The following is a 22991-nucleotide window of genomic DNA, read 5'->3' on the forward strand; positions in this document are numbered from 1 at the left end:
TTACTATACCGATACTTTCCGGTATCGTGCGACCGGTATCGTATTATATCGATTATTACTGATACTGATCGATATATAGCAAGAACGAGGGGCCGCGGCGAGCGGGGGACGAACCGACGCCTCCGGCCGTCCGTACCGTCGCGAGGACGTCCGGATACCACCGGAGCTCCGGACCGAATCCTCGACTCCCGAGCGGGTCCGCGGAGGCAAGTCTATTTACTCAGCTACCGACACGGTACGAGTATGACTGACACTCGGTCGGCGCGCGGTCGGACCCGCTCAGAGGTGCGGGACAGATGAGCCTCGACGCCCGGGACGTTCGCATCCTGCGCTCGATCGCCGAGAACGACTCCACCAGCCCCGAACGCATCCAAGAGGAGACGGGTATCCCGAAGTCGACCGTTCATTATCGGATCAAGAACATGAAGGAACGAGGGGTGATCAAAAACGATCTGTTCGAGATCGACTTCGAGAAGGCCGGACTGGGTCTCACGGTCATCACCGAGGTTCTCGCCGAGTTCGGAGAGGGGTACCAGGAGAAGGTCGGGCGGGAGTTGGCCGATATCGAAGGCGTGAACGAGGTCTACTTCATGATGGGCGACACCGACTTCATCGTCGTCTCGCGGCTCCCGTCCCGCGACATGGTCGAAACCCTCGTCGAGGAGTTCGAGGCCGTAGACGGTATCCAACGGACGAGCTCGAAGTTCGTGATCACTTCGATCAAAGCCGACGAGAGCGTCGGGATGTTACGCGACTACGGCGAGGAGACCCTCCTCCGCTCGCACGGGCTCGAGGAGGCGGACGGCGACGTCGAGTGATCGGCCCCGCCGCGCCCGCAGCGGGCGACGAGTGAGGGTCGCTCTTCGAACGGGCGCCCGCATAGGGGTCCTAACGCCGTCGTCGGCCTCGACGACCCACGGGTACCGGACAGCCCCGTCGCTCGGCGTCTTCGAAGGCGCCTTGGATCGGACGGTCGACCTCGACGGGTGCGGAACCGGCGACCCCTTCGAGTTCCTCGACGAGCCGAGCGAACCGGTCGACGAGTGGATCGACCGGGCCGTCGACCACCACCGCGACTCGCTCGTTTTCGACTAGCGGGGCGCCGCGATATCCCGGTCCGCCGTTTTTGTCCCCCCGATACGCCGTCTCTGACGCCCCGATACCCCGTCCCGGGGCCGCGTGTGTATCGCCGCCGCACTGCCCGACTATGTTTATCTGTTAATAAATTGTATGCTTGCGTATGTCTGACACACTTGAATGCCCGGAGTGCGAGGCGAGCATCGATTCGACCGACGACCTCGAAACGGAGGGCGAGGTGACGGAACTCGAACCGGCGGACGACGGGTCGTTCCAACTCTACGAGAACCACGACCTGTTCCTCTGTAAGAACTGCCGGAAGCCGCTCGGCGTCTCTCGGCCGTCGGAGTAGCGGTATCGCGCGACGGCGTGGGGGAAGAGCGGGGCGCGTCGCCGCCGGCGCTCACAGGTACGACTTCCCGTCCGGCAGGTCGCACTCGTCGCCGTGACACCGCGCGGCGTGTTCGACGGCCGTAAGGTCCGGCTCGTCGGCCGGCTCCTCGCTCCGCCACGCGTACCGGACGGTGCGGTCGGGGTCGACCACGAAGAGGGCCGACCGCGCGACCCCGCGGTGGTCGTCCATCTCGTCGGCGCGCACGCCGTACGCCTCGGCGACGCGACCGTCGCTGTCCGAGAGCAGCGGGAAGTCGATCCGGTGTTCCTCCGCGAACGCGCGGTGGCTGTAGACGCCGTCGGTGGAGATCCCGAGCACCACGGTGTTCTCCAGGAGGGACAGCGCCTCGCTGTCCCGCAGCGTACACATCTGGCTGGTACACACCGGGTGGAAGTCGAACGGGTAGAACACCACCACGACCGCCCACCCGCTGTCGACGTACTCGGCCAGCCCGTGCGTGTCGATCCGCCCGCCCCCCGCCCCGGGGAGCTCGAACGTCGGCGCCGTCTGTCCGGTCTGAAGCATGCGTGAAACACGACGGCCGAGCGGTATGAGCCTCGGCCGATCGTGCGGTGTGATCGCACACACCGTTACGCGGCCGAGCCCAAGGCGGATGCTCCGGAAACTCGGCTTCGCGCGCCCGTGCCCCGCCGCCGCACAGGCAACGGTCGTTTATAAATAGGGATCACGTCTCGAACGTATGACCCTCGCGCTCTCCGTCGAACTGGCGGCGGCGATAGCCCTCGTCGTCGCGGTCGCGGGCGCCGTCAACGGGGTCGCGGGGTTCGGCTTCGCCGTCGTCGGGACGATGGTACTGGCCACGACGCTCGACCCCGCGACCGCCGTCGCGTTCATGATCCTCCCGATGTTCGCCGTGAACGTCGCGCTGGTCGGCGACCTCACCCGCGAGGAGCTCCGCACGTGCGGAACTCGGTTCGCACCGCTGCTCGTCGCCGCGCTGGTCGGCACGATCCTCGGGATGGCCCTGCTCGATCGGCTCCCCGAGGCGCCGGTGCGCGCGCTGCTCGGACTCGTCTCGCTCGCGTTCGTGGCGAGCGCCCAGCGCGCCGTCCCGTTGCCTCCCCCGCCCGTCGTCAGCGACCGGGCGGTCGCCGACACGCCGCTCGTCATGGGCGCCGTCGGCGCCGTCTCCGGCGTCCTGTTCGGCGCGACGAACGTGGGGGTGCAGCTCGTCGCGTTCGTGCGGAGCTTCGACCTCTCGCACGGGCTGTTCGTCGGCGTCGTCGCGCTCGTGTTCGTCGGGATCAACGGCCTGCGCGTCGTCGCGGCGGGCGCGCTCGGACTCTACCCGGACCTCGGGCTCGCCCTCGCGTCGGTCGCCGCCGCGGTCCCCGCCGTCGCCGGCGTCGCGGTCGGAAAGCGCCTCCGCGAGCGCGTGAGCGAGCGGCTCCGACGCGGGACCGTCCTCGGGCTGTTGACGGTCATCGGCGTCCGGCTGATCCTCGGCGGCGCCGGAATCGCTTGAGCGGCGGTCCCGATCTCCGCCCCACGCCGCACTCTCCGTGCGCCGCAATCGACTGACTCGGACGGAGATCGTCTGACAAGCGGGGTCTCAACCGGACCGCGACCTCAGTATCCCGCTAGCGTCTCGTCCCTCGTTCCGGCGAGGTACCGCCTGATCGCTCCGTCGCGCCACCCTACCGGAGCGAGCACGCTCTCCACGGCGCGCACGGCGGCGTCCTCGTACCACTCGGTATCGTATCGGTCGACCTCCTCGAACTCCAGGCGGACGCGCGCAGCGCCGCGCGCGTTCGCGTCGACGACGACGTATCGCACGGTCTGTCCCGGTGCCACCCCGGCCCCCTCGATCCGTGCCCGTTTCAGGGCGGCCACGGTGAGCGTCTCCGCCGAGTAGTCGTCGACGTCCCTCGACACGCGGTTGTCGACGACGAGCCCGGTGGGATCGACCGCGCCGTCACGGAGCTCACGAAGCCGGCGCCGAAGCACGTCACACACCGCCTCCGGCGACCGCGTCTCGTCGAACGCGCGGAGCGCCTCGGCTTGCACGCCCTCGACCCACTCCGGCGTCGAGCGCTGTCGCCCCTCGATGCCGCGGGTCTTGACCGCGTCACCGAGCCCCGTCTCGGGGTACTCCTCGCCCCGTCGCTTCCCGAAGTACCGGGTCAGCGCTCCCGACTCCGAGCTTCGCATCGGGCAGAACGCCACCCAGTCGAACGCGCACTCGTACTCCAGTTCGATGCCGGCGTCCCGGCTTATCTCGTCGGCGACCGCCGTCAGCGGACGCTGTTCGCGACCCTCGGCGGGCGTCACCCAGACGGAGTCGACGATTCCGTGGACGACGCGCCATCCGGCATCCTCCAGGGCGGCCTTCGCGTCGAGGAGGAGCTCGCGAGCGTACGCGTTGATCGCTTCGTGACACTCGATGCGCCCGAACTTGGCGTTGCTGAATCCCTGATACCCGAAGCAAGACACGAGGATCCACTTGATTGCCGACGAGGCGGCTTCCAGCCGCTCGCGCTCGTCGTCGTCGGCGTCGGGAATCTGCGCCTTGATCGCGAGCCGAGCGTCGATCAGCGGCCCGAGCACGTCAGGGAGGTAACCGTCGCGCTCGCAGATCGCGTAGCCCAGTCCCGGCACATCGTCGGTGTCACAGCACCCGCACCGAACGGTCTCGGGCGAGATGTTGCGCGTCCGGATGATGTTGGGATACAGCGACGCGAAGTCGAGTTCGTGAACGTTCTCGTGGACACCGGTATCAGGAGCGAACGTCGTTCCACCGCGGTCGGCGTCATCGAGCGTCGACGCCGGTTTGAACAGTTCCGGCCGCCACGCCCGCCACGGAACGAGCACGTCACGGTTCCGGGCCTCCCGGATCTGCATCGCCGTCAACACGCGTCCGATGGAGGCCCACCCGAGCTCTTGTAAGGGCAACCCGGAGCGCTTGACGAGGTCGAGACACCCCTCGAGCCCCGACTCGTGATAGAAGAACGAGTTGGACTCGTCGACGATGACGCGTCCGGGGACCGCGTACCGCGCCGGCGAGTGCCCCACGTTCCCGTAGGACGTGTACGTCGACTCGCCGGCGAGTTTCGTGTACCCCGGTCTCCGTCCGAGTTCGAGGTCGACGTCGTACGCGTCGGCCGCCTCGAACAGCAACGGAACGAGGTCGGCCGTCGACACGACTAGCACATCGGGGTCGCGCTCATCGAGCGCCGCCCGAACGCCTTCCACGACCCCTCGCGGTGACGAATCGATTCGGTCACCGCCGACGGAGAGCCGCGGCAGCGACTCGACGCCCGATTCGTGGCCGGGGAAATCCAGGCGTACCGTCCGGAGGTCGCGAACCGATCGGTCGGGGCCAGCCGGCGTGTCCGTTTCGAGGCAGTATCGCAGCTGTCGCGTGAGGTCGACGTTGTAGCAGGTGTACGCGTCCGGACGGTCGAACCGGCGGACCCGTTTCGCGACCGTTCGGACCGCCTCGATCGACGTCGCGTCGATGCGGAGGAGCGGGCGGGCTGTCGTCCGAAACGTCTGGCGGTGTTCCTCGACGCCGAGCCCGGCGACCGCCTCCTGTCCGGCGAGAAACGACCGGAGTTCGCTCAGCACGTGCGAGAGCCCGTCGCGAGCGGGCGGCGTCGGATCGGAGCCGCCCCGTCGCCCGTAGAGGTCGTCCGCCGAGTCGCCGACGAAGAGCGTCGGCCGGTAGCTCTCGCGGACGCGGCGAGCGACACCGTCCGACGCGAGCGTCCACTCGGCGACGCGACCGTCACCGAGGAAATCCACCGTGAGGGTCACGCTTCCCCGTCGGTGAGCGCTTCGACCCGCGTCTCGAGCTCGTCGATCCGCCGTTCCTGTTCAAGTAGGATCGCCATCCAGACGGGTGCCAGCGGATCCGGGTGGTTGAGAGTCCCCGCGGCGTCGGCGTGATCGCGGGCGTACACGAACAGGTCGTCGAATCGGTGCTGATCCGCTCGCCGGAGCGCCCGCCGGAACGCCCCCCACTCGTCTTCGATCGCGCCTAACCGGTCTCGGTACGTCGGATTCGTCCGACCCATTACCGGAGTCCAGATGTGACCGGCGTGCGTTCGAGCGCCGACGCCTCGTGCATCCGGGCGCGGTGTTCGAGGACCTCCCGCCAGTAGGTGAGCGTCGTCTGGAGCCACCCGTCGTCCGTGTGGTACACGAGCGTCTCAGCGTCGCCCTCCGCGTCCTCGAAGCGGGGCCCGAACGGCGTCGCTCGGCACTGGAGGCACGTCGCCGCGGCGCGGCGTAGCGGCCGCGAGAAGTCGTCCTCGCGACGCCGCGTCACGACGACCGGTACGTCGTGGACGCGAGCGACGCGCGCGACCGACGCGACCGCACGGACGAACATCCGCTCCGCGAGTTCGCCGTCGACGTCGGCGGCGCGATACATCCCGTCGAGTCCGGTCGCGACGACGACCGACGGCGTCTCTCGGGCGGCCAGCCGACCGGCCAGCCGGTCGAGGAGAGCGGTGTGCTGATGGGCCGTGAACCCGCGTGCCACCTCGATGCGGTCGAGCACGCGATCGGCCGGTGCGAGCTCGCGGAGGCGCGTGGTGTTCGCGCTGTTCGCGCCGTCGACCCAGAACGCCGGGTCGTCGCCGCCGAGCACTCGGTCGAGGAGAAGCGCCTGGACGGGCGTGACACCGAGCTCGTCGTCGACGTCGACGAGCGTGACCTCGGGTGCGAGTTCCGGGAGGTCGGCGGTCGGTCGTCGGGAACGGGTGTGCATAGTGGTGGAGACGACGAGGCGTCTAAAAGGGGTGAGCCATGGACGGACGGTGAAAGTGGAAGTGGCGCTCACCGCAACTCCTGAACCGCGCGAAGGCGACGATCCCTCACGTCGCGTGACGAACTCAAACCCGCCACTGGGGGTTCAGTTTATATACACCCGGCCGCCGTCACGTTTGCTCCGATAAAAAACGTGACGGGCGCGACGGGCGCTACTTCGACTGTCGAACGACTAGACCTTTCAGTCGTGAGGCGGCTGAATTCAGGGGGTTGAGATCGGCATCTCGGCGGTCGGACTAAGCGCTACGCGTGAAGCCACTCGTACCACTCGCCGAGATCGACCAGTTCGTTCGTGACGCCGTCCGTTCCGTACTGGTTGAAGACCTCGTCAACAGTTCTGGCCAGCCCCTCGGGATCAGTGTCTGGAAGGGCCTGCTCGTAGTAGAGCAGTATCCCTGCGTGGTCGTGTTCCCGGTGCAGCGGTTCGAAGTCGCTGGCGTTGTTCGTCACGAGAACGACACCGTTGTCCGCACACCACTGCAGCAATGCGTCGTCAGTCGTGTATTCGCCGAACCGATCTTTCGCCTGTTCGACCTCGTGTCCGCGTTCCCGAAGCAGTCGCTCGAAGACGCGACCGACGTGTTCGTCAAGAAGGATTCGAGCGGTCGTCACTGAACTGTTTCTTTCGGCTTCAGCGACGACTCCCGAACGCGATCGAACGCCGCTTCGTTCTCTCGTTCAAGCTCGCGCATTTCCTCGATGTGCGCGTAGTAGTACGAGAGCGCCTCGTAGACATCGGAAAGTGAGAGGTCGAACTGGTCTGCGACGTGAGCGGGTGACTGACCGCCGTCGATCATCCGAGCAGCGACGTGGCGAACACCGACTCTCGTCCCGTCAATTCGGGGTTCGCCGCCGAGAACGTCGTCGTCGCTGACAATAACCATGTCTGCCGGTACGGTACCCTCGGTTATATTCTTTCGGCAGATGCCCTCAGCGACTCCGAATACCGACAATCGTCTATCGCCCGGCGATTCGTCGGACCCGAACGGATAACAGCGCTCGAAGCGTCCGTTCAGATGTGGCCACCGAGGAAGAGACAGAAACGACTTCCCCGCTTGACGGTGTGATGGAAGATATCCGCCGGGAATTGGTTCGGCGGGTCGCGGCGGACGATCAGGGTTCGAATCCGGACACCTACGACGTCATCGAAGACGAATAACACCGTTACCGGCCGTTAACGCTAGTAGAAGTAATTATACACACAGACGGACTCCCTCTACACGAGTAGTATGGAGCACGCAGATGACCGCGGAGCAAAGAAGGAACTCCGGAAGGAGCACCCGAGCGGGTGGCTGTACCTCACGCAGCACGATGCGATCCCGATTCTCGTAGACGCGCTGCTCGATCTCCCGCCGAACCGCGAGTTCAACAAGACCCAACTCGCAGAACACGCCGGCGTCACGCGTCAGACCGTCGGTAACTACACCGACCTCCTGATTGAGGTGGAACTCATCGAGGAAGTTCCGAACACGTCACCGCGTCGGTACCGGGTCGCGGACAGCGATGTCGTCCGAGAACTCTTCGAGCTGAACAGCGCGCTCAACAGCGTCGGCGAGTAGCAGCTGTCCACGAGGGTACGCTGAGTCTCCTGGGGTATCCGCTGCTCCATTTAATAAGTCAATCAACGATTGACTTTCTCTACTGAGTTCAGTTTGGATGTATGTGAACCCCACCGATACACCAGTGGACGACCACCTGTTGAACGAAAGAACGCGCCTCGCGCTATTACGGCGTCTACCCCGACGCAGTCATGCGATTAGAACGATACGGGCGCGACGGGATAGCGACCCCAACGCGGAAACGTTGGTGATTCGCTGAACGGGTGTCGAAGGCCGCGCCTTCGTGTGGTTCGAGACCGAACGAACCATAAAACTCGAACCAATCGACCCCGAAACGGCATTCGAGCTGTACATCGCGGAGAAAGAAACCTCGGTTGCGGACGCAACGGTGGCCTCTCACAAGTCACGCCTGAGCTTCCTGCTCCGATGGTGTGCGGAACACGACATCGAGAACCTGAACGAGCTGACCGGCCGGCGGCTTCAGGAGTTCCGGCTCTGGCGGCGCAACGTCGGCGACCTCACGAAGGTGAGCGAGAAGACGCAGATGGACACGCTACGCGTCTTCGTGAAGTGGCTAGAGTCAATAGACGCCGTCGAACAGGACCTCCACAAGAAGGTCCGCTCGCCCGATATCACGCCCCGAGAGAACAGTCGCGACGTGATGCTTGAGACCGACGACGCCGAGACGATGCTCGCGTACCTCGAGCGATACGAGTACGCCTCGATCCACCACGTGACTGCGACGCTCCTGTGGCACACGATGCTTCGGATGGGCTCGGTGCGAGCGCTCGACGTCGAAGACTACGACCCGGAAGAGCAGTCGCTCCGGCTTCGACATCGACCCGATACCGACACGCCACTCAAGAACAAGCGGGAAGGCGAGCGGATCATCGTCGTCTCGAACGAGGTCTGTCTCGTCCTCGACGACTGGATCCGGGAGCGGCGGCCTGACGTCACGGATGACCACGGCCGGAACTCGCTTCTTACGACGAGCGGCGGCCGGATTTCAAAGTCTAGCTTTCGGATGAAATGCTACCGAATGTCCCGTCCGTGCGAGTACGGCCAAGCGTGTCCACACGACCGTGAACCGGCCGATTGTGAGGTCACGATGAGTCGCGCAGCATCGAAGTGTCCGTCTAGCGTTAGTCCGCATCCGTTCCGTCGTGGCGCGATCACGCACTACCTACAGAGTGACGTGCCCGAGACGGTGGTCGGCGATCGGGCGGACGTGACGCCTGACGTCATCGACCAGCACTACGACCAGCGCTCGCAAAAAGAGAAGATGGAACAACGGAGGGGATACCTCGACGACATCTAGAGCCACTCCCGGCCGCTGCTGACTCTCACAACGCTATCTATTATAAACCGAGCTACCGTATTTATATAAAGTTTAAATAGAAAGAGAAACATATCCTTCGCTATGAAAAGTAGCTCGAATATTGTGGCCGAAGACGGGTTACAGATACTTCTCGATATCCCGCTCCAAAGCGGGGAATTATTCGGCAGTACGGCCACAGAAACGGTTCTCTCTTTCTTATGCCGTCATCATACGGAGGAGTTCTCGATCAGTGACCTCGTCGAGGCAGTGGAGTATTCGCAGCCGAGCGTCTCCAAGGCGGTAACCGTACTCTCCGAAAACGATCTCGTCGCCGAACGACGCGAGGGCAACACGCGATGGGTCCGAATCAACCAGGAGCGGCTCCACGTCCCGGACGACCCCTATCTACAGATTCCTCAGGCCGAGTTTCAAGAACCGGTGAGAGCAGCAGCAACCGAACTCTGCGACGAACTCAACGGCGTGATCGGGATCGTTCTGTACGGCAGTGTCGCGCGGGGCGAAGCGGACCGGCGGAGCGACATCGATCTCTGGGTGCTCGTTGAGGAAGACCGGATGGCAAACCAGCGAGCGGCGAATCAGGTCAAACAGGCACTCAAAGACGAGGAGTTCGAGAACGGCCGGTACGAATACGAGATCGACGTCGAGGCGCTTCAGGCGGTCCCGAAGTACATCGCCGAGATACGGGAGGTGCTCAGCGATGGGATCGTAATCCACGAGACAGAGAAGTTCCAGACAGTCCGGAACATGGTTTTCCACGGTGATCTCGATGAGTGAGGAGTCCGATCCGCAGGATATTCGGACGGCTCTCGATGCGGCTATCGACGCGTTCAACGAGGAGGGGTTCGGCGTCCCGAACCGCGAGGACGCGATCGCGACCGACGACGATTGGAAGACGCAGCTCACGAAGGCGTGTCGGCTGCTGGATGCGGTCGCACGGATCGACGGAGAGGGACACTACACCGCTGTCATCGAACTTTGCTTCGGGGCAACCGAGCGGTCTATCGAGGCCTACGCCCTCGCAGTCGGTGCTGACGAGCTGGACGACTTCCACGACCACACGCACTGTTACGACCGAGCGGCGGACCTCGGCCTGCTCTCGCGGACGGCAACACGGGAGCTTCGGGGACTCTACGACGACAACAGAACGGACAGCTACTACGGCGGCAAGCGGCCCACAGAGAAGCAAGCGGATAGTATGTACGCGCTCTCTCGCAGCGTTCACCAGTACGTCACGGATCAGATACGGGAAGGTGGCGTCTGTGTCTGCGACACTCGATAATCAGGACGTGACGACTAGGTGTACGACGAGCCACGACCGTCGACGTCGTCGAGAAAAGGTTGGCCCGGAGGCGATGAACAGGATCGCTGTTCGAGATACAGAGTCGGTTCTGGAATCGTGTCTCGTTGTCAGGGAACTCGATTCGCAGTTGATTATTTCGATGGCTTGCTGGACGCACCCCCCTCTGTCCCCGTCTTTCTGCCAAACTGCAGTAGTACCGAAAAAGTACAGTGGTATTGCGGATGACTAATCTCTGGATGCTATCTCAAGAGAACTGATCAAGTGCCACTGCCACTCTAACGAGACAGTTTTTTGCTAATACCGAGGAGATCTATATTGAATGGTGGAGCCGATCTTAAAGTGGGCGGGTGGGAAGCGCCAGCTTCTCTCTGAAATCACGGCGCTGTTTCCGACCACATATGTGGCGTATCACGAACCGTTCGTGGGAGGCGGTGCTGTCTTTTTTGATCAGGATCCTGATGGTGGAACGATCAACGATCTGAACACGCGATTAACTACCTTTTATGAGATCGTTCGAGACCAACCGGACGCCCTTATTGCCGAGAACAAGACACACGAGCATACGGAAGAATACTACTACAACGCTCGCTCGGAGTTTAATGAGCTCCTGACACAGTCGACGCTAACACAGGACGAGCGAGTCCGCGAGGCGAGCTTACTTTTATATTTAAATCGGACGTGTTTCAACGGATTGTATCGGGAGAACAGCGATGGCGAATTCAACGTCTCTTTCGGACGGTATTCGAATCCAGATTGGGTACAAGAGCAGCGAATTCGGAAGGCGTCACGCGTCCTCCAAGACACGGCAGTGTTCAATACGGATTTCAGCTACGTCGTCGATGAGGCTTCTACTGGCGATCTTGTGTATTTTGATCCGCCGTACGAACCGGTGTCGAAAACCGCGGATTTCAATTCATATCAGGCGGGCGGATTCGACCGAGAGGACCAACGCCGACTTCGTGATGTCGTGATAGAACTCACGGAAATGGATGTTTCCGTGATTCTCTCTAATTCGCCGCCGGTCACGGAATTATACGAAGGCCACGATGTGTTCTCGATCAGATACGTAGACGCTACTCGTGCAATAAATAGCGATGCCAGTAGTCGGGGAGAGGTCTCGGAAGTGCTCATTACGAATGTCCCGGCAGGTGAGCAACGGCGAAAGACTCTTTCCGACTTTACTGAATGAGTCGTCGAAGATCGATTAACGTGGCGTTGATGCTAGAACGTATTGTTGCTCGGATCCCCGACCGCTCGTAGTGATTTCAGGAAGGCGGACGAGCCACTGCCCAACGGTTCGGGCACGTCGACGAGTGGTTGAATCCGAGAGATCCGTTTCGGCAGCGAGGATATCCGTAATATCACGTCGAGAGAGAGTACCGTCTTCTTCTAGTTGAGCGTATACACGGGAGATGATCTCGACATCACGGATCTGCTGTGTGAGAAGGTCATTTGCGGATTCTCGATTACCACGATCGAGGTACGTGAGGTATTCCTCACCGAGCCGGGTAAGTCCCCAACGACGGATCGTGTGGTTGTCGACCCCGACCTCCTGTTCTTTGTGGAGAAACTGGAGAAGCCACGCAGCAATACCGTAATAATCCGCTTGCCGCGGATCGAACGTGTCTGTATCCGTCCGTCTTCGAATGTATTCTGCGATATTAGGCTTAATATCAGAACCCGTTCCAACCGCTCGGATGACGGTGCATATCAGGTCAAAGTTGTCTGCCTGTGGCACCTCTAGAGACGGGATCGTATCTGTACGCTCAGGCTTCTCGAACGCACTCCAGAATGTGGGATCGAGTTCGTATGATTCGTCGTCTGTACCGACGCCGATATTGCTCTCGATCATGACATCCGTGAGCCGGTCACCGTCGATCAACCGAATGAAGTCTTGATTTGCGCTTGTCTCGGCTCCAGAAGTGAACGAGGACGTCGTGATCACCGTTCCGATATGATACTGTTGCTCTGAGAGTGCACCTTTAAATCCGCGGAGGGTTCGAGCGCCGACGGTGTTTCCAGTAGCATACTGTTTCGCCTGTACGCCGAGCCGTGCGTGGAACAATTCTCGATCGACGACAGCGTGGATATCGATTCCACCATCGCCACGGAACGGCGTTAACTCGAGTTCACGAGTTGGCTCTGCCCGCTCGATCACCATTTTACAGAGCTGCTCGAACTGCTCGTGGTCAATCTGTAGTCCCTTATCGAGCAGTTCCTCCTTTGCCGTCGATGCTTTCATTCAGGATTGACGTTTTCACGGCTGAATAAAAACCTCCTGCCAGAGGGAGCGTTCACACCCGATCAAATACGGCCGAGTGCACTCCTCCAAAAACGGACAGAAAGCGACGGGACCCACGCGAGCGCAGCGAGCGTGGGGCCAGTCGCGCCCGTGTTCGAGCGAGCGAAGCGACGTGAGAACACGGGCGCGACGGGATTTGAACCCGCGGCATCTTGGTCCGGAACCAAGTGCTCTGTCCGCTGAGCTACGCGCCCTCACGACCGGATATCCGCGGCGCGCGTTTAACGCTTCTGACTCGGGACGTTACCGTCGCCCGAGGGAGCCCGCTCGCCTCCGCTCGTCGCGCCGCAGTCCTCGGATCGAACCGCTAATTATCACATCTGATATCCATGGCACGCACGTTTATACCCGCTCTCTCGTAGAGCGGATAGAACAACTGTGACTCTGCGTCCCAGCGACAGGCCGTCTGCCCCGCGGGGCGATTCTTCTCGCGACGACGAGGGACGGCCGCCGACGGATCGACGACGCTCCACCGTCGACGAGAGGGTGAGCCCCGAGCGGGCCGGCGCCGGCGACCGCGAGACGACGGACCCGACGACCGCGGGCGACGGCGGATCTGACCGCTTCGTCGCGGCGGTCGCCGTCGACGGCGAGGTGCTGTTCGCGGGCCCGTCGGTGCCCGCGGTGCTCGGCGTCGAACGCGAGGCGCTGCTCGGCGACAACCTGCTCGAGCACGTCCACCCGAACGACCGCGACCCCGTCTCCGACGCGCTCTCCGCAGTCGCGGCCGACCGCACCGTCACCCACCGACTCCGACACGCGAGCGGCGGCTTCGTCTGGGTCGAGTCCGTCGTCGACGAGGAGCTCGCTCCGGAGTTCGGCGGGCGCGTCGTCACCGCGCGCCGCGTCGACATCGACCGCGCCTTCCCGGAGCGGTTCCGCCAGTTCCTCGAGTACGGGACCGACCTCGTCACCGTCGTCGACGACGACGGGTTGGTCAGGTACGAGAGCCCGTCGATCGAGGAGGTGCTCGGCTACGAGCAGGGGTCGACCGTCGGCCGGTCGCCGCTCGGGTACGTCCACCCGGACGACCGCGAGCGCGTGACGGAGCGGTTCTACCGCGCCCTCGACGACCCCGAGGCGGCGCCCACGATGGAGTACCGGTACGGCACCGCCGACGGCGACTGGGTCTGGCTGGAGTCGCGGACGCGCTCTCTGCCCGACGACGTCGCGGTCGGTCGGCTCCTCATCAACTCCCGCGACGTGAGCGAGCGAAAGGCGCGCGAGCGCCGGCTCACCGACCGCAACGAGCGGCTCGACCGGTTCGCGAGCATCGTCTCGCACGACCTCCGGAACCCGCTGTCCGTGATCCGCGCGTCGATGGAGATGGCGCGGCTGAAGGAGGACACCGAACCGCTGGAGCGGGGCGAGCGCGCCGTCGACCGGATCGACCAGCTCGTCTCCGAGCTGCTGACGCTCGCTCGGCAGGGGTCGGGGATCGACGAGCCGACCGAGTTCGACCTCGCGGGGGCCGTCCGCGAGGCGTGGGCGACCGCCGGGAGCGACGGCGCGACCCTCGTCGTCGGCGCCGACGCCCGGGTCCGCGGCGACCGCGGACGCCTGCGGCAGGCGCTGGAGAACCTCTTCCGGAACGCGGTCGAACACGCCCGTGAGGCCGACGCCGACGCCGACGTCACGGTCGTCGTGAGCGCGACCGACGAGGGGATCGTCGTCGCCGACGACGGCCCCGGGATCGATCCCGAACACCGCCGGGACGCCTTCGAACCCGGATTCACGACCAGCGCCGACGGGACGGGGTACGGTCTCGACATCGTCCGCGAGGTCGTCGAGTCACACGGCTGGTCGATCGAGCTCCGCCCGGACGCGGAGCCCTCCCTGCCGGCTCAGGTCCCGCGGCCGGACGGCGCCTGCTTCGTCGTCGAGGCCCCCGCCCCCGACGCGGTCGCGGCGACGGAGCCGTGGATCGACGGGTGAACCGACGAGGCCGTTCGACGGCGGTCGGCGGGTCCCGATCCCGTCCCGTCGCGTTTATTCCTCCCGACTACCAATCTGAACCGTGACTCCCGTCGACGCCACGATCCGCCGGATCGAGCGCGCGGACTTGCTCGCGGTGGTGCGGATCGAGCGCGCGTGCTTCGCGGACCCGTGGCCGTACGACGCCTTCGAGCGCCTGCTCGACGAGCCCGCGTTCCTCGTCGCCGAGCGCGACGGCGGGGTCGTCGGCTACGTCGTCGCGGACGCCACGCCGAACCACGGCCGCGACATCGGCCACGTCAAGGACCTCGCGGTCCACCCGGACGCGCGGGGCGAGGGGCTCGGCCGCGGGCTGCTCCGCTCGGCGCTCGCGCGGCTCCGTGGCGTCGGCGTCGCGGTCGTGCGCCTGGAGGTCCGCGAGAGCAACGCGGTCGCCCGGTCGCTGTACGGGGACGAGGGGTTCGAGCCGGTCCGCCGCGTCTCGAACTACTACCGGGACGGCGAGGACGCGATCGTGCTCGTCGTCGACCTCGCCGAGTGGGCGACGGGCGTGTGAGCGCCGGCACGATCGCGATTCGTCGGCCCCTCGCCGCCCGCGTGCTTCCGCTTTTGACAACCCTTAGTGCCCGGGGCGCGAACCGGACGGTATGAGTTCGGTTCCCGAACGAGCGGAGATCGACGAGGCGTACAAGTGGGACCTCCAGAGCATCTACGCGGACGACGAGGCGTGGGAGGCCGCCTACGAGACGGTCGCCGACCGAGTCGACGAGCTGCGGGACTACGAGGGGCGCGTCACCGAGGACGCCGCGACCCTGCTGGAGCTGCTCGAGCTCCGCGAGGAGGTCTTCCGGGAGCTCCAGCAGGTGACGACGTACGCCCGCCTGCGCAGCGCCGAGGACACGCGCAACCAGGAGTACCAGGCGATGTCGGCGAAGGCGTCCTCGCTGAGCTCCGAGGCGTCGAGCGCGGTCTCGTATCTCGAGCCCGAGCTGCAGTCGCTCACCGAGGGGGCGGTCGCGGAGTTCCTCGAAAGCGAACCCGCGCTGGAGACGTACGAGCACTACCTCGACGACGTGTTGCGAATGAAAGAACACACGCGCTCGGCGGAGGTGGAGGAGGTGCTCGCCGACCTCTCGGAGGTCACCGACGCCCCGAGCGAGATCTACTCGATGCTGACGAACGCCGACATGACGTACGGCGTCGTCGAGGACCCCGACGGCGAGGAGGTGGAGATCACGCAGGCGAACTTCACGAAGCTCCAGACGAACCCGGACCGCGAGTTCCGCCGACGCGTCCACGAGACGTTCTACGAGCAGTGGGGCGACGTGCGTAACACGGTCGGCACCGCCCTCGAAAAGGCGGTCCGCGAGCACGCGACGAGCGCCGAGATCCGCGGCTACGACAGCGCCCGCGCGGCCGCGCTCGACGGCTCGAACGTCCCGGTCGAGGTGTACGACACCCTCGTCGAGACGGTCGACGACAACCTCGACGTGCTCCACCGGCACGCGGGGCTGAAGGAACGTGCCCTCGGCGTCGATCGGCTGGAGAGCCACGACCTCTACATGTCGCTGACGGGCGACCAGGGTCCGGACGTCGAGTACGACCAGGCCCGCGAGTGGGTGATCGAGGCGGTCGCGCCGCTGGGCGAGGCGTACCAAGAGCGGATGGCGGAGGGGCTCGACTCGCGGTGGGTCGACGTGTACGAGAACCGCGGGAAGCGCTCCGGCGCGTTCTCATCGGGCACCTACGACACCCAGCCGTACATCATGATGAACTACCAGGACGACATCGCCTCGATGTTCACGCTGGCTCACGAGCTCGGCCACTCGATGCACTCCGAACTGGCCGGGGACGCCCAGCCGTGGCACGACGCGAGCTACGAGATCTTCGTCGCGGAGATCGCCTCCACGGTCAACGAGACGCTGCTCACCCACCACCTGCTCGACACCGTCGAGGACGACGAGCTCCGGACGCACGTGCTCGACGAGTACCTCGAACGGTTCCGCTCGACGCTCTTCCGACAGACGATGTTCGCGAGCTTCGAACAGGAGATCCACGATCGCGTCGAGGCCGGCGACGCGCTCACGCCCGACGCCTTCGACGAGATCTACGCCGACCTGAAGGGCGACTACTACGCGCCCGCCGAGCTGACCGGCGGCATCGAACGCGAGTGGGAGCGGATTCCGCACTTCTACTACAACTTCTACGTCTACCAGTACGCGACCGGCATCTCCGCGGCCGCCGCGATCGTCGAGCGCGTCCTCGACGAGGGCGAGTCCGCCGCCGCCGACTACCGCGAGATGCTCGCCGCGGGCGGCTCCGACTACCCGCTGAACGTCATCGAACTCGCGGGCATCGACATGGCCTCGCCGGACCCGATCGAGTCCGCCGTCGGGATCTACGACGACTACCTCGACGAGATCGCCGCGCTGCTCGACTTGGAGTAGTCCGGCGGCGGCAATCTGACTGACGCTCTCTTTTATAAACAGAACTGCGGTGGCGCGTGCCTGCGAGGCCGCTTCGTGGCCGAGCAGCACGCGCGAGGGAGTCGCTGGCTCCCGGAGCGAAGCGGAGGGTGCCAGCGACGAGGCTGGGGAGGCGTGAGGCGCTGTGCGGAGGGGGCGGGACTCAAAGGGGCAGTCGCGCTCGGCGAACCTCGGCGACGCAAGCACCGCAAGGAGTGAGCGAAGCGAACGACTGAGGAGCACAGCGAGCCGCGGGAGCCGAGCGCGACTGGGGCTTTGGCGACGTTCTTCACCGATTCCGAGGAGTTATTTATGAATAAGCGACCGACGCGTCGTCGGAGTCCGCCGCCGTGTCGTCGACCGATGATAAATAATCACCGTCCCGGCACCGATTTACGCTTCCCCGAACACACACGGAGTAATGGACGAACGCGTACGCGAGCACGCCGAGGTGCTCGTCGACTGGAGCGCGCGGGTCGAGCCCGGGGACGACGTCGTCGTCAGCGTCGCCGAGGACGCCCACGAGCTGGGCGTCGCCGTCGCCGAGGCGCTCGGCGAGCGCGGGGCGACCGTCACGACGCTGTACGGCTCCGACGAGCTCTCCCGGGCGTACCTGAAGGGCGCCGAGGCGGGTGCCGACGGCGACGGCGCCGACGGCGACGGCGACGCGGTCCCCGACTTCGACGACGACCCGGCGGTCGACCGCGCGATCTTCGAGGCCGCCGACGCCTACCTCCGGATCGGGGGCGGTCGCAACACCACCGCGACCGCGGACGTGGCGAGCGAGACCCGGCAGGCGTACGCCAAGGCGCGAACGGGCGTCCGCGAGGCCCGGATGGACACCGACTGGGTGTCGACGGTCCACCCGACCCGGAGCCTCGCCCAGCAGGCCGGGATGGCCTACGAGGAGTACCGCGACTTCGTCTACGACGCGGTCCTCCGCGACTGGGAGGCGCTCGCCGCCGAGATGGCCCGGATGAAGGGGGTCCTCGACGCCGGCGAGGAGGTCCGACTCGTCACCGAGCGCGACGGCGCGCCCGACACCGACGTGACGATGTCGATCGCCGGCCGCACCGCGGTCAACTCGGCCGCCTCCGTGGCGTACGACTCGCACAATCTGCCCAGCGGCGAGGTGTTCACCGCCCCGTTCGACACCGCGGGCGAGGCGTTCTTCGACGTGCCGATGACGATCGACGCGACCCGCGTCCGGGACGTGCACCTCGTCTTCGAGGGCGGCGAGGTCGTCGACTTCGCGGCCGAGACCGGCGAGGACGCGCTCGCGGGCGTCCTCGACACCGATCCGGGCGCCCGGCGGCTCGGCGAACTCGGCATCGGGATGAACCGCGGGATCGACCGCTTCACCGACTCGATCCTCTTCGACGAGAAGATGGGCGACACGGTCCACATGGCGGTCGGTCGCGCCTACGGCGCCTGCCTCCCCGAGGGGGAGTCGGGCAACGACAGCGCGGTCCACGTCGACATGATAACCGACGTGAGCGAGCGCTCCCGGATGGAGGTCGACGGCGAGGTCATCCAGCGGAACGGGACGTTCCGGTGGGAAGAGGGGTTCGAGGGGTAACCCCGGTCTCGACTCGTCGCCCTACTGCACCACGGACCGTTCAGCGGAGTCCGCGGGCGTCGACGTGTCCGGACGCTCCGTCACCGCGCCCCACTCCTCGGAACACGTCACGCAGAGGTAGTAGGCGAACCCGTCGACGTCGCAATGGCGGACCGGCGCGTCGGTGCCGCACCTCTCACAGTTCATGCGAAGTTCCTTCGACAACCGACACAAATACTTTCTGTTCCTGATCTCACGATCCCGAACGATCGTGAAACCGTCGGATCGAGCGGTTTCGCCGGCAGACGGTTCCGCAGGGGAACGGTTCGGCTAGCGCAGCGCGTCGAGGTCGAACTCGAAGGCCGCGACCGGGACCTCGAGGTCGTGCTCGACGAGGACCGCGGGATGGACCTCGCCGATCACGCCGACCCGCTCGCCGTCGATCTCGACCGCGGCGGTCCGCCCGTCGATGAACGACGGGTGCTCGGTGCGGGGCGTCGCGAGCTCCGCCCCGAAGTCGTCGCACACCGCCTGTAGGCGCCCCTTCGCGGCCTCGTAGGAGGCGTCGCGCCGGGCGACCGCGCCGGCGACGTGGCGGCGCTCGGCGACGTTCGTGTTCTCCGAGTCGTCGCGCTCGGCGACGAAGCCCACCTCCGCGACGTCCTGCGGGTACGCGTTGTGAGTGTTCCGCTCCAACAGCAGCACGAGCGAGGGGAGCGCCCACGTGCGGAGCTGGGTGTACTCCTCGCTGTACGGCTCCGTGATCTCGACGGGCTCGCCGCCGCCGAAGGCGGCGCTCCCCGGCTCCACGTTCATCCGGTCGTAGTTCTCCGTCCCGCTCGTCATGTGGAAGTTGAGCAGGTCCTCGAAGCCGAGCCCGACGAGGCTCGTCCGGACCGCGTCCTCCAGCCGGGAGCGCTCGTGGCGCCCGCCGACGGTCCCCACGTCGGGGTAGCGCGGCTCCAGCTCGTCGAAGCCGTAGGCGCGACCCACGTCGTCGACTAAGTCGAGCGGGTGGAGGACGTCGACGCGGTACGGCGGGATCTCCACCTCGTAGGTGACGTCCTCGTCGAGCGTGTACGAGGCGTCGAGGCCGGCGCGCTCGAAGCAGTCCACGACCTCTTCCGGCTCGAAGTCGACGCCGAGCAGCGTCTCGATCCGGTCGTGGCCGACGGACTTCTCGTCGAGGTCGAGGTTCGGACGGACGAGCTCGGCGCCGTACTCGCTCGGGGCGGCCGCGCCGTCGGCGTAGTTCACCTTCACCTCCTCGATGGTCGCGCCGCGGGCGGAGAGCGCGTAACAGACGATGTTACACATTCGGTCGATCGTCCACTGGTCGGTGCCGGTGAGCTCGACGAACAGCTCGCGCGAGCCCATCGTCACCTCGGTCCGCTTCCCGTTGATGACGGGCGGGAACGAGAAGAGGCCGAGCTCGTCGTAGATCGCGGGGTACCGGTCCAGGTCCGCGACGAGGTCGGCGTACGTCCGTCCCGTGTCGTGCTCGTCGAGCACCGCGGCGGGGGTCAGCTCGTCGTTCGCGTCCAGCGGAACGAACGTGTCGCCGTCGGGCTCGACGCCGCGGTAGGTGATCGACGGCTCCGACCCCTCCTGGAGCGGCGCGCCCTTGAGCATCGCGAGGTCGTGGATCCCGATCGCGCCCTTCGCGCGGCCGCGACCCATCGTCGCGTGGAGCTTCTCTTGGAGCTGGATCAGCGACTCGAGCGCGCCCTCGTCGAGGTCGACGCCGCGGATCACGGCCCCCGTCACGTAGGGGCGCTCGTCCGGCACGGAGTCGTCGACCTCGATCGTCCACTCGGGGTCGTTCGTCTCGGGGACGTAGACGCCGCGGTCGTCGCCGTGGTGGTAGCGCAGCGAGCGCGCCACGCCCTCCACGGAGAGGCGGTCCAGCCTGTCGGGCGCGAACTCGAACTGGAGGAGGCCGTCGTCGGTCTCCCCCTCGAACTCTAAGCCGAGCCCGAACAGGTCCTCTTTGAACTCGTCGTCGCTCGCGTCGGTGCGACCGGTGAGCCCGCGCAGCTCGTCCGTGTCGATGTCGACGACGGGCATCAGTAGCTCACCTCCGCGTCCCGCAGGAACTCGATGTCGGCAAGGGTCCCGTGGAGGTCGCGGATGTCCTCCGCGCCCGTGGTGAGCATGGCGAGCCGTTCGAGGGCGAGCCCCCACGCCATCACGTCGCAGTCGACGCCGAGCGGCCCGGTGACCTCCTCGCGGAAGACGCCGGAGTTCCCGATCTCGATCTCTTCGCCCGTCTCCGGATGCTCGCCGAACAGCTCGAAGGAGGGCTCGGTGTAGGGGTTGTAGTGCGGCTTGAACCGGATGTCGGTGATGCCGAACTGCCGGTAGAACTCCTCGAAGGTGCCCATCAGGTCGCGCACCGAGAGGTCCTCGGCCATCACCCACCCCTCGATCTGGAAGAACTCCAGCAGGTGCGTCGGGTCGAGCGTGTCGTTGCGGTACACCTTCTCCACGGAGAAGTAGCGCTGCGGGGGGTCGAGATCCGCGCCGGCGATCCCCGAGAGGTACCGCATCGACAGCGAGGTGGTGTGGCCGCGTAAGGCGACCTCGCGGGCGAACTCCTCGGACCACGGCGAGTGGTAGCCGTCGCCGTCCTCGCCCCACCCCTCCCGGTGGGCCGTCTCGACGCGGTCGATCAGCTCCTCCGGGATCTCGTCCATCGGGTCGACGTCCAGCGCGAACCGGTCCCAGTGGGTCCGCGCCGGGTGGTCCTGGGGCATGAACAGGCAGTCGTTGATCCAGAAGTCGCTGTCGGCGTGGGGGCCCTCCATCTCCTGGAACCCCATGCCGACGAGGACGTCCTTCACGCGGTCGGCCGTCCGGCGGAGCACGTGCTTCCGCCCGCCGCGCGTCGTCGGGGCGTCGGCCTCGACGTTGTACTCGGAGAACTCCACGTCGCGCCACTCGCCGCTGGCGAGCAGCTCTGGCGTGAGCTCCGAGACGGCCTCGGCCGCCTCGACGCCCGTCATCAGGGCGTCGACGCCGTCGTCGGTGAGCGTCACCGAGCGCGTCACCGACTCGCCGCGGTCGACGAGCCCGCGGGAGTCCAACCGCTCGAGGACGGCGTCGTCGGCCCCGGGGTCGTCGCCGGCGGCGAGCGCCGCGAGCGCGGCCCCCTCCGGGTCGGCGTCGGGGTCGGCGTCGGGATCGACCCGAAGCTCGCCGGAGTCGATCGACCCGAATCCCTTCCGGGCGAAGTTCGAGAGCGCGATGTCGACCTCGGGTCCGTCGAGGTCGGCCTCGCCGATGACCCGCCCCATCGATACCGGCGCCTCGCCGGCGTCGAGCGCGAGCCCGGCCCGGTAGAGCCGCGTCTCCGGAAGCCCGTCGTCGACGTAGCGTCGGCCTTCGTCGGTGAGATCGAGGGTCTCGGCGGTGCGCTCGGCGACGGAGCACAGCCCCTCGTCGCGGAGGTCGAAGGCGGCGCCGACGACGGTCTCGGGCTTCAACCCCGTCTCCGCCGCGATCTCGTCTATCGTCCGTTCGTCCGTCGCGCTCGCGGCCTCGAGGACCGCGAGCTGTCGTTCCGGGAGTCGCATTCGAGTTGTATCCATACGCGTGTGGCTGGTTGGTAACGGTTCCGGCACGTCGCCGTCGCGGGACGACACGGGTCGGTTCGGCTCCCGCCCGACCGTCCCGTCCGTCGAACCACGCGGTTTCGCCGCCCGGCCGCGGGGCGGGTCCGCCGCGCGTCAGTTAGTTAAAAAAGAACCCGAACGCGTCGCCGTCGGCTCTCCGGGCGATACCCGCCGTGGGGCGTCCGAGTGACATGTTACCTGATGTCTCGCGCAGGGCGTTAACGGTTTGTCTCCGGCCGATCCATCCGTCGGATCGCCCGAATTATCACCTTTGATTAACGACGGCGAGCGTTTATATACTGGTTCGCCGACAGGACGGGTATGAGCAGTGTTCCGTCAAACGCTTCCGACGCCGGTTCGCTCCCCGGACCGGTCCGGGTCGCCCACGGCTCCGACGACCGCCCGGCGAGCCAGGCGGTCGTCGAGGCCGTCGCAGACCTCGTCGGGGTCGACCCCGACGCGCTCGCCGACGAGGCCGACATCGTCCTGTACGACCACGTCGACCCCGACGCGCTCGACGCGCTCGTCGAGCACCGTTCGGACGAGGGATTCTCCCTCTCGTTTTCCGTCGCCGGGTACGACGTCCGAATCGACGCCGGCGAGGCCGTCGCTCGGCCCGCCGAGTAACGACGGCCGAGTACCGACCGCCGACCG

At 65.7% G+C, this 22991-nt stretch carries 25 protein-coding genes and 1 tRNA gene; 15 read left to right on the forward strand and 11 right to left on the reverse strand.

Features of this window, described 5'->3' with window-relative positions:
- Positions 1-296 precede the first annotated feature (296 nt).
- The 3 genes from DJ74_RS07955 (at position 297) to DJ74_RS07965 (ending at position 1429) form a co-directional block, all read left to right on the forward strand.
- Positions 297-818 carry an Lrp/AsnC family transcriptional regulator gene (locus DJ74_RS07955; protein ID WP_094525178.1) on the forward strand — a complete coding sequence of 174 codons (522 nt, stop codon included), beginning with the start codon at positions 297-299 and terminating at the stop codon, positions 816-818.
- Between the two features lie 142 nt (positions 819-960).
- A complete protein-coding gene (locus DJ74_RS19615; protein WP_254922152.1) occupies positions 961-1095 on the forward strand; it encodes a hypothetical protein in 135 nt (44 codons plus the stop codon).
- A 145-nt stretch (positions 1096-1240) separates the two neighbouring features.
- Complete coding sequence (locus DJ74_RS07965) at positions 1241-1429, forward strand: hypothetical protein (protein ID WP_094525179.1); 189 nt, start codon at positions 1241-1243, stop codon at positions 1427-1429.
- A 51-nt stretch (positions 1430-1480) separates the two neighbouring features.
- On the opposite strand, the gene DJ74_RS07970 is transcribed toward DJ74_RS07965, so the two are convergent.
- Entirely contained in the window at positions 1481-1996 is a 516-nt protein-coding gene (locus DJ74_RS07970) for a redoxin domain-containing protein (RefSeq protein WP_094525180.1), read from the reverse strand.
- Between the two features lie 175 nt (positions 1997-2171).
- Between DJ74_RS07970 and DJ74_RS07975 the strand changes: the two genes are divergently transcribed.
- Positions 2172-2957, forward strand: coding sequence for a TSUP family transporter (locus DJ74_RS07975; RefSeq protein WP_094525181.1), 786 nt, complete (start codon positions 2172-2174; stop codon positions 2955-2957).
- A 104-nt stretch (positions 2958-3061) separates the two neighbouring features.
- On the opposite strand, the gene DJ74_RS07980 is transcribed toward DJ74_RS07975, so the two are convergent.
- The 5 genes from DJ74_RS07980 to DJ74_RS08000 form a co-directional block, all read right to left on the reverse strand.
- Entirely contained in the window at positions 3062-5248 is a 2187-nt protein-coding gene (locus DJ74_RS07980) for a type B DNA-directed DNA polymerase (RefSeq protein WP_094526898.1), read from the reverse strand.
- Positions 5245-5508 (reverse strand): hypothetical protein, encoded by a 264-nt coding sequence (locus DJ74_RS07985; protein ID WP_094526899.1) that lies wholly within the window; start codon positions 5506-5508, stop codon positions 5245-5247. Before DJ74_RS07985 ends, DJ74_RS07980 begins: the two co-directional genes overlap by 4 nt.
- Complete coding sequence (locus DJ74_RS07990; RefSeq protein ID WP_094526900.1) at positions 5508-6206, reverse strand: hypothetical protein; 699 nt, start codon at positions 6204-6206, stop codon at positions 5508-5510. The genes DJ74_RS07985 and DJ74_RS07990 overlap by 1 nt, the downstream gene beginning before the upstream one ends.
- A gap of 302 nt (positions 6207-6508) precedes the next feature.
- Positions 6509-6877, reverse strand: a complete 369-nt coding sequence (locus DJ74_RS07995) for a DUF5615 family PIN-like protein (RefSeq protein WP_094526901.1) — start codon at positions 6875-6877, stop codon at positions 6509-6511.
- Positions 6874-7149 carry a DUF433 domain-containing protein gene (locus DJ74_RS08000; RefSeq protein WP_094526902.1) on the reverse strand — a complete coding sequence of 92 codons (276 nt, stop codon included), beginning with the start codon at positions 7147-7149 and terminating at the stop codon, positions 6874-6876. Before DJ74_RS08000 ends, DJ74_RS07995 begins: the two co-directional genes overlap by 4 nt.
- A 134-nt stretch (positions 7150-7283) precedes the next feature.
- Between DJ74_RS08000 and DJ74_RS19125 the strand changes: the two genes are divergently transcribed.
- From DJ74_RS19125 to DJ74_RS08025, 6 genes are all read left to right on the forward strand, one after another.
- Positions 7284-7424 (forward strand): hypothetical protein, encoded by a 141-nt coding sequence (locus tag DJ74_RS19125; RefSeq protein WP_176451324.1) that lies wholly within the window; start codon positions 7284-7286, stop codon positions 7422-7424.
- Positions 7425-7494: 70 nt separating this feature from the next.
- Positions 7495-7824 (forward strand): hypothetical protein, encoded by a 330-nt coding sequence (locus tag DJ74_RS08005; RefSeq protein ID WP_094525187.1) that lies wholly within the window; start codon positions 7495-7497, stop codon positions 7822-7824.
- Positions 7825-8131: 307 nt separating this feature from the next.
- Positions 8132-9142, forward strand: a complete 1011-nt coding sequence (locus tag DJ74_RS08010) for a site-specific integrase (RefSeq protein ID WP_094526924.1) — start codon at positions 8132-8134, stop codon at positions 9140-9142.
- Positions 9143-9244: 102 nt separating this feature from the next.
- Positions 9245-9937, forward strand: a complete 693-nt coding sequence (locus DJ74_RS08015) for a nucleotidyltransferase domain-containing protein (RefSeq protein WP_094526903.1) — start codon at positions 9245-9247, stop codon at positions 9935-9937.
- Positions 9930-10442 carry a DNA-binding protein gene (locus DJ74_RS08020; protein WP_094526904.1) on the forward strand — a complete coding sequence of 171 codons (513 nt, stop codon included), beginning with the start codon at positions 9930-9932 and terminating at the stop codon, positions 10440-10442. Before DJ74_RS08015 ends, DJ74_RS08020 begins: the two co-directional genes overlap by 8 nt.
- A 340-nt stretch (positions 10443-10782) precedes the next feature.
- The gene (locus DJ74_RS08025; protein ID WP_094526905.1) at positions 10783-11652 is read left to right on the forward strand and encodes a DNA adenine methylase; all 870 of its coding nucleotides are present in this window, start codon (positions 10783-10785) and stop codon (positions 11650-11652) included.
- Between the two features lie 15 nt (positions 11653-11667).
- On the opposite strand, the gene DJ74_RS08030 is transcribed toward DJ74_RS08025, so the two are convergent.
- Complete coding sequence (locus tag DJ74_RS08030) at positions 11668-12705, reverse strand: restriction endonuclease (protein ID WP_094526906.1); 1038 nt, start codon at positions 12703-12705, stop codon at positions 11668-11670.
- Between the two features lie 181 nt (positions 12706-12886).
- Positions 12887-12959, reverse strand: a tRNA-Arg gene (locus DJ74_RS08035).
- A gap of 184 nt (positions 12960-13143) precedes the next feature.
- Between DJ74_RS08035 and DJ74_RS08040 the strand changes: the two genes are divergently transcribed.
- The 4 genes from DJ74_RS08040 to DJ74_RS08055 all read left to right on the forward strand — a co-directional run bounded on the left by DJ74_RS08040 (position 13144) and on the right by DJ74_RS08055 (position 18744).
- Positions 13144-14700: a PAS domain S-box protein gene (locus DJ74_RS08040; protein ID WP_094525188.1), complete on the forward strand. Its 1557-nt coding sequence runs from the start codon at positions 13144-13146 to the stop codon at positions 14698-14700.
- 82 nt (positions 14701-14782) lie between these two features.
- Positions 14783-15256 carry a ribosomal protein S18-alanine N-acetyltransferase gene (gene rimI / locus DJ74_RS08045; protein ID WP_094525189.1) on the forward strand — a complete coding sequence of 158 codons (474 nt, stop codon included), beginning with the start codon at positions 14783-14785 and terminating at the stop codon, positions 15254-15256.
- 91 nt (positions 15257-15347) lie between these two features.
- Positions 15348-17147 (forward strand): oligoendopeptidase F, encoded by a 1800-nt coding sequence (pepF, locus tag DJ74_RS08050; RefSeq protein WP_094526907.1) that lies wholly within the window; start codon positions 15348-15350, stop codon positions 17145-17147.
- Positions 17148-17586: 439 nt separating this feature from the next.
- Positions 17587-18744, forward strand: a complete 1158-nt coding sequence (locus DJ74_RS08055; protein WP_094525191.1) for an aminopeptidase — start codon at positions 17587-17589, stop codon at positions 18742-18744.
- A 21-nt stretch (positions 18745-18765) separates the two neighbouring features.
- On the opposite strand, the gene DJ74_RS19130 is transcribed toward DJ74_RS08055, so the two are convergent.
- The 3 genes from DJ74_RS19130 to DJ74_RS08065 all read right to left on the reverse strand — a co-directional run bounded on the left by DJ74_RS19130 (position 18766) and on the right by DJ74_RS08065 (position 22298).
- Positions 18766-18930, reverse strand: a complete 165-nt coding sequence (locus DJ74_RS19130) for a hypothetical protein (protein ID WP_158217301.1) — start codon at positions 18928-18930, stop codon at positions 18766-18768.
- Between the two features lie 123 nt (positions 18931-19053).
- The gene (pheT, locus tag DJ74_RS08060) at positions 19054-20790 is read right to left on the reverse strand and encodes a phenylalanine--tRNA ligase subunit beta (protein WP_094526908.1); all 1737 of its coding nucleotides are present in this window, start codon (positions 20788-20790) and stop codon (positions 19054-19056) included.
- The gene (locus DJ74_RS08065; protein WP_094525193.1) at positions 20790-22298 is read right to left on the reverse strand and encodes a phenylalanine--tRNA ligase subunit alpha; all 1509 of its coding nucleotides are present in this window, start codon (positions 22296-22298) and stop codon (positions 20790-20792) included. The genes pheT and DJ74_RS08065 overlap by 1 nt, the downstream gene beginning before the upstream one ends.
- A 360-nt stretch (positions 22299-22658) precedes the next feature.
- On the opposite strand from DJ74_RS08065, the gene DJ74_RS08070 reads away from it, so the two are divergent.
- Positions 22659-22964, forward strand: coding sequence for a HalOD1 output domain-containing protein (locus tag DJ74_RS08070; RefSeq protein ID WP_094526909.1), 306 nt, complete (start codon positions 22659-22661; stop codon positions 22962-22964).
- Positions 22965-22991 lie beyond the last annotated feature (27 nt).

It is taken from the genome of Halorubrum sp. Ea8 (assembly GCF_002252925.1).
In the GTDB taxonomy this organism is placed as follows: domain Archaea; phylum Halobacteriota; class Halobacteria; order Halobacteriales; family Haloferacaceae; genus Halorubrum.